General features: G+C 43.9%; 1 protein-coding gene. It reads right to left on the reverse strand.

What is annotated here, in order from left to right; all coding sequences use genetic code 11:
- Positions 1 to 253: 253 nt before the first annotated feature.
- A partial coding sequence (locus tag WAM07_RS04295; protein WP_422165063.1) for an S-layer homology domain-containing protein occupies positions 254 to 1536 on the reverse strand: 1283 nt, incomplete at its 5' end.

The raw sequence follows: 1536 nt of genomic DNA on the forward strand, positions 1-1536 counted from the left end.
CCTAATCCTGAAAGATTCCTTGTGGGGGGATAATCGATTAACGTTACCTTCTATAACGTTAATCTGAGTGGCGCAAATATTCCCTAGAGTACTTCCCCTGACCTCTTACATAATTTATTTATCCATATATCGTTAGGTCCGGAGGGTAACAGCGAGACTCTTGCGGGAATAAAGCCAATAGTAACGTTAAAAGAGCTTTAAATAAAAACAGCTGAGGCTCATGTAAGCCTCAGCTGCTTCTTGTCTTTCTTACTTAGTTAATGAAACGATCATCCTCAGCTTTTGCAAGGAACATCGCAAATTCAGCACGAGTCGTGTCACGGTTCAGCTTGAACGTTCCATCCGGGTAACCGATGGAAATCTTGTTAGCTGCCAGCGTATTGATGTAATCATACGCCCAGTGATCAAGAGGCACGTCACTGAATCCATCGTCGGTGCTGCCTTTCAGGTCATAGGCATCGACAAGGATTTTCGCCATTTCAGAACGCTTCAGGCTGGCTTTCGGATTAAAGTTGCCGTCCGGGGAACCAACCATAATTCCGCTTTCTGCAATAGCTGCGATATCAGCGTAGCCGTAATCGCCTTTCTTCACATCATTGAATCCTGGATCTTCGACATTCTCAGTATCCAGATCAAGGATACGAACGATCATTTTCGCGGCATTCACACGGGAGATGTCGTCATTGGTTCCAAAATCACCGTTTGGATAACCGAGAATGACGCCGCCCACGTTAAGTTTCTGAATCACTTCTTCAGCCCAGTAATCTTCCGGAATATCGTTGAAGGATTTAGGCTCTTTATCAGATTGATAGATGGTGATGTGCTTGGTGGTGGTATTGCCGCCCAAGTCCACTAGTTCAATCTCGAAAGAGTTTTTACCTTCTTCCAGATTCACTGTTTCGCTGATGGTTTCTTCAAGTGATCTCATTTCATATGGTTCTTTAAACACGTTCTTGTAAACTTCGCTGCCATCGACATAGAGACGAAGGTCGTCAAAGTTATCTTTCACATTCATTTCAAGGTCCGCTTCTCCTTGATCGGTTGTATGCGGTCCATCAATGTTTAGAACTGGTTTCGTGGAATCTAACAAGAACCTTCTGATGAAGGAAATGTCATTACCGCTGTCATCTACAGCTTTAAATTCAATTTCTTTGAACCCATCTTTCTTGAAGCTGATGGTTTCGCTGAAGTTGTAGCGCTGGTTCTTTTTATCCCAGTCTAATTCTGCATCTTTTCCGTTGATTGTCAGGCTTTCCACCTGAGAATCGTCTTTTACATAACCGGTTACTTCTACTTCTTTATTATTGGTTACGCTCAATGCTTCTGGAGTAAGGGCTGTGACAGCTGGAACCGTGCCATCCTCTTCTTCCATCGCATTGTCAGAAGTGGTGTTGCCTGCATAGTCATGGGCAACAACTTTTACATTAGTCGCTTCGTCTGGATTCTCAACTTTGTAAGAATCAGCGTCCGCTCCAAGAGATTTCTCGGAAACCAGTTTTCCGTTCACGAGAACGTCGAAGTGAGACAGTCCCGTAT

The organism is Halobacillus sp. (assembly GCF_049282395.1).
GTDB lineage: Bacteria > Bacillota > Bacilli > Bacillales > Halobacillaceae > Halobacillus.